This is a genomic window from Neisseria sp. HMSC074B07, from assembly GCF_001810355.1.
In the GTDB taxonomy this organism is placed as follows: domain Bacteria; phylum Pseudomonadota; class Gammaproteobacteria; order Burkholderiales; family Neisseriaceae; genus Neisseria.
On record NZ_KV800867.1, the window covers coordinates 1 to 5748 of the forward strand.

Genomic DNA, 5748 nt, shown 5'->3' on the forward strand with positions numbered 1-5748 from the left:
ACGCCGTACTGGTTTAAAGTTAATCCACTATAAGTCAGCCATAGCAAGAAGGCAAGGAACGGCAATGACGAGTTTCAAGTAAAGGTATGAATAAAATATAAGGTAAAAGTAAAAGCCCCCGACATCTGTCAGGGGCTTAGGATAGGTGTTTGGCAGTGACCTACTTTCGCATGGAAGAACCACACTATCATCGGCGCTGAGTCGTTTCACGGTCCTGTTCGGGATGGGAAGGCGTGGGACCAACTCGCTATGGCCGCCAAACTTAAACTGTACAAATCGGCAAAGCCTTAATCAATATATTTGGTGATGACTGAATCAGTCAGTAAGCTTTTTATTTGAAGTTCTTCAAATGATAGAGTCAAGCCTCACGAGCAATTAGTATGGGTTAGCTTCACGCGTTACCGCGCTTCCACACCCCACCTATCAACGTCCTGGTCTCGAACGACTCTTTAGTGCGGTTAAACCGCAAGGGAAGTCTCATCTTCAGGCGAGTTTCGCGCTTAGATGCTTTCAGCGCTTATCTCTTCCGAACTTAGCTACCCGGCTATGCAACTGGCGTTACAACCGGTACACCAGAGGTTCGTCCACTCCGGTCCTCTCGTACTAGGAGCAGCCCCCGTCAAACTTCCAACGCCCACTGCAGATAGGGACCAAACTGTCTCACGACGTTTTAAACCCAGCTCACGTACCACTTTAAATGGCGAACAGCCATACCCTTGGGACCGACTACAGCCCCAGGATGTGATGAGCCGACATCGAGGTGCCAAACTCCGCCGTCGATATGAACTCTTGGGCGGAATCAGCCTGTTATCCCCGGAGTACCTTTTATCCGTTGAGCGATGGCCCTTCCATACAGAACCACCGGATCACTATGTCCTGCTTTCGCACCTGCTCGACTTGTCGGTCTCGCAGTTAAGCTACCTTTTGCCATTGCACTATCAGTCCGATTTCCGACCGGACCTAGGTAACCTTCGAACTCCTCCGTTACTCTTTGGGAGGAGACCGCCCCAGTCAAACTGCCTACCATGCACGGTCCCCGACCCGGATTACGGGTCTGGGTTAGAACCTCAAAGACACCAGGGTGGTATTTCAAGGACGGCTCCACAGAGACTGGCGTCTCTGCTTCTAAGCCTCCCACCTATCCTACACAAGTGACTTCAAAGTCCAATGCAAAGCTACAGTAAAGGTTCACGGGGTCTTTCCGTCTAGCAGCGGGTAGATTGCATCTTCACAACCACTTCAACTTCGCTGAGTCTCGGGAGGAGACAGTGTGGCCATCGTTACGCCATTCGTGCGGGTCGGAACTTACCCGACAAGGAATTTCGCTACCTTAGGACCGTTATAGTTACGGCCGCCGTTTACTGGGGCTTCGATCCGATGCTCTCACATCTTCAATTAACCTTCCAGCACCGGGCAGGCGTCACACCCTATACGTCCACTTTCGTGTTAGCAGAGTGCTGTGTTTTTAATAAACAGTCGCAGCCACCTATTCTCTGCGACCCTCCGAGGCTTACGGAGCAAGTCCTTAACCTTAGAGGGCATACCTTCTCCCGAAGTTACGGTATCAATTTGCCGAGTTCCTTCTCCCGAGTTCTCTCAAGCGCCTTAGAATTCTCATCCTGCCCACCTGTGTCGGTTTGCGGTACGGTTCGATTCAAACTGAAGCTTAGTGGCTTTTCCTGGAAGCGTGGTATCGGTTACTTCATGTCCGTAGACACTCGTCGTCACTTCTCGGTGTTAAGAAGACCCGGATTTGCCTAAGTCTTCCACCTACCGGCTTAAACAAGCTATTCCAACAGCTTGCTAACCTAACCTTCTCCGTCCCCACATCGCATTTGAATCAAGTACAGGAATATTAACCTGTTTCCCATCGACTACGCATTTCTGCCTCGCCTTAGGGGCCGACTCACCCTACGCCGATGAACGTTGCGTAGGAAACCTTGGGCTTTCGGCGAGCGGGCTTTTCACCCGCTTTATCGCTACTCATGTCAACATTCGCACTTCTGATACCTCCAGCACACTTTACAATGCACCTTCATCGGCCTACAGAACGCTCCCCTACCATGCCAGTAAACTGGCATCCGCAGCTTCGGTTATAGATTTGAGCCCCGTTACATCTTCCGCGCAGGACGACTCGACCAGTGAGCTATTACGCTTTCTTTAAATGATGGCTGCTTCTAAGCCAACATCCTGGCTGTCTGGGCCTTCCCACTTCGTTTACCACTTAATCTATCATTTGGGACCTTAGCTGGCGGTCTGGGTTGTTTCCCTCTTGACAACGGACGTTAGCACCCGCTGTCTGTCTCCCGAGGAACCACTTGATGGTATTCTTAGTTTGCCATGGGTTGGTAAGTTGCAATAACCCCCTAGCCATAACAGTGCTTTACCCCCATCAGTGTCTTGCTCGAGGCACTACCTAAATAGTTTTCGGGGAGAACCAGCTATCTCCGAGTTTGTTTAGCCTTTCACCCCTATCCACAGCTCATCCCCGCATTTTGCAACATGCGTGGGTTCGGTCCTCCAGTACCTGTTACGGCACCTTCAACCTGGCCATGGATAGATCACTCGGTTTCGGGTCTACACCCAGCAACTCTTCGCCCTATTAAGACTCGGTTTCCCTACGCCTCCCCTATTCGGTTAAGCTCGCTACTGAATGTAAGTCGTTGACCCATTATACAAAAGGTACGCAGTCACACCACAAGGGTGCTCCCACTGTTTGTATGCATCAGGTTTCAGGTTCTATTTCACTCCCCTCCCGGGGTTCTTTTCGCCTTTCCCTCACGGTACTGGTTCACTATCGGTCGATGATGAGTATTTAGCCTTGGAGGATGGTCCCCCCATATTCAGACAGGATTTCACGTGTCCCGCCCTACTTTTCGTACGCTTAGTACCACCGTTGAGATTTCGAATACGGGACTATCACCCACTATGGTCAAGCTTCCCAGCTTGTTCTTCTATCTCGACAGTTATCACGTACAGGCTCCTCCGCGTTCGCTCGCCACTACTTGCGGAATCTCGGTTGATTTCTTTTCCTCCGGGTACTTAGATGGTTCAGTTCTCCGGGTTCGCTTCTCTAAGTCTATGTATTCAACTTAGGATACTGCACAGAATGCAGTGGGTTTCCCCATTCGGACATCGCGGGATCATAGCTTTATTGCCAGCTCCCCCACGCTTTTCGCAGGCTTACACGTCCTTCATCGCCTATCATCGCCAAGGCATCCACCTGATGCACTTATTCACTTGACTCTATCATTTCAAGAACTTCTCTGACTTTGCCTGACATTCCGTTGACTAGAACATCAAACTTGAATTTCCTACTCTGATAAAGCTTACTGCTTGTTGTGTCTTAATCCCGCCTTTTGTCTTTCGGGATTAAGTCGATACAATCATCACCCAAATACTGTACCTGTTTTTCTTTTCCTGTTCAGGAGACAACTGACCGTTTGCAATCGGTCAATCATCAAAAACAGACACATTGTCTTTGTTTGTTGATTTCGGCTTTCCAATTTGTTAAAGATCAATGCGTTCAATATTGCTATTTACTTCGCAAATCAAAATGAGCTGATTATTATAGCAGCCTTTCTTTTTCCGTCAAACTGATTCGTCAGCAGACTTCTCTATTAGAAAAAAAGAAAGCAGTTATACTGCCTTTTAACTCGCTTTGATTTGGAAAGTATTGGTGGAGGCAAACGGGATCGAACCGATGACCCCCTGCTTGCAAAGCAGGTGCTCTACCAACTGAGCTATGCCCCCGTTCTTGGTGGGTCTGGGAGGACTTGAACCTCCGACCCCACGCTTATCAAGCGTGTGCTCTAACCAGCTGAGCTACAAACCCGGATTCTCTTCTTAAGCGAACCTTGTCTTCACTCAAGCATTTTTCCGCATCTTCTACAGTTTACCGATAAGTGTGAATGCGACAACCTCTTCTTTCTCTAGAAAGGAGGTGATCCAGCCGCAGGTTCCCCTACGGCTACCTTGTTACGACTTCACCCCAGTCATGAAGCATACCGTGGTAAGCGGGCTCCTTGCGGTTACCCTACCTACTTCTGGTATCCCCCACTCCCATGGTGTGACGGGCGGTGTGTACAAGACCCGGGAACGTATTCACCGCAGTATGCTGACCTGCGATTACTAGCGATTCCGACTTCATGCACTCGAGTTGCAGAGTGCAATCCGGACTACGATCGGTTTTGTGAGATTGGCTCCACCTCGCGGCTTGGCTACCCTCTGTACCGACCATTGTATGACGTGTGAAGCCCTGGTCATAAGGGCCATGAGGACTTGACGTCATCCCCACCTTCCTCCGGCTTGTCACCGGCAGTCTCATTAGAGTGCCCAACTTAATGATGGCAACTAATGACAAGGGTTGCGCTCGTTGCGGGACTTAACCCAACATCTCACGACACGAGCTGACGACAGCCATGCAGCACCTGTGTTACGGCTCCCGAAGGCACCCCTCCGTCTCTGGAGGGTTCCGTACATGTCAAGACCAGGTAAGGTTCTTCGCGTTGCATCGAATTAATCCACATCATCCACCGCTTGTGCGGGTCCCCGTCAATTCCTTTGAGTTTTAATCTTGCGACCGTACTCCCCAGGCGGTCGATTTCACGCGTTAGCTTCGCTACTAAGCAGTCATGCTGCCCAACAGCTAATCGACATCGTTTAGGGCGTGGACTACCAGGGTATCTAATCCTGTTTGCTACCCACGCTTTCGGGCATGAACGTCAGTGTTATCCCAGGAGGCTGCCTTCGCCATCGGTATTCCTCCACATCTCTACGCATTTCACTGCTACACGTGGAATTCTACCTCCCTCTGACACACTCTAGTCACCCAGTTCAGAACGCAGTTCCCAGGTTGAGCCCGGGGATTTCACATCCTGCTTAAGTAACCGTCTGCGCCCGCTTTACGCCCAGTAATTCCGATTAACGCTCGCACCCTACGTATTACCGCGGCTGCTGGCACGTAGTTAGCCGGTGCTTATTCTTCAGGTACCGTCATCAGACAGGGGTATTAACCCCGCCCTTTTCTTCCCTGACAAAAGTCCTTTACAACCCGAAGGCCTTCTTCAGACACGCGGCATGGCTGGATCAGGCTTGCGCCCATTGTCCAAAATTCCCCACTGCTGCCTCCCGTAGGAGTCTGGGCCGTGTCTCAGTCCCAGTGTGGCGGATCATCCTCTCAGACCCGCTACTGATCGTCGCCTTGGTAGGCCTTTACCCCACCAACTAGCTAATCAGATATCGGCCGCTCAAACAGCGCAAGGCCAAATGGTCCCCTGCTTTCTTCCTCAGAATATATGCGGTATTAGCTAATCTTTCGATTAGTTATCCCCCACTGCTCGGTACGTTCCGATATGTTACTCACCCGTTCGCCACTCGCCACCCAAGAAGCAAGCTTCTCTGTGCTGCCGTCCGACTTGCATGTGTAAAGCATGCCGCCAGCGTTCAATCTGAGCCAGGATCAAACTCTTATGTTCAATCTCTAACTTTTTAACTTCTGGTCTGCTTCAAAGAAACCAACAGGACAATGTCTAAAACATCATCTTGTCTGTCTTTCAAACAGTGTGAGGCTGTCGCACTCACACTTATCGGTAATCTGTTTTGTTAAAGAGCGAAAACGAATTATAAAGCATTTCATCTCGTTGTCAATCAAAACTTTTCTCAAAACCTCGAAAAATCAGACTAACTGTGATATACTTACCTGTTCGTTCAATCACCGCCGAAGCAGCGAAGAACCGAACTATACCC

At 50.0% G+C, this 5748-nt stretch carries 2 tRNA genes and 3 rRNA genes; all 5 read right to left on the bottom strand.

Features of this window, described 5'->3' with window-relative positions:
• Positions 1–147 precede the first annotated feature (147 nt).
• A 5S ribosomal RNA gene (gene rrf / locus HMPREF2726_RS00075) occupies positions 148–261 on the bottom strand.
• 93 nt (positions 262–354) lie between these two features.
• Positions 355–3246, bottom strand: a 23S ribosomal RNA gene (locus HMPREF2726_RS00080).
• Between the two features lie 431 nt (positions 3247–3677).
• Positions 3678–3753: transfer RNA gene (locus HMPREF2726_RS00085), tRNA-Ala, on the bottom strand.
• A gap of 5 nt (positions 3754–3758) precedes the next feature.
• Positions 3759–3835, bottom strand: a tRNA-Ile gene (locus HMPREF2726_RS00090).
• A 101-nt stretch (positions 3836–3936) separates the two neighbouring features.
• Positions 3937–5477 (bottom strand): 16S ribosomal RNA (locus tag HMPREF2726_RS00095).
• Together the 16S, 23S and 5S rRNA genes with 2 tRNA genes alongside form the textbook arrangement of a ribosomal RNA operon.
• Positions 5478–5748 lie beyond the last annotated feature (271 nt).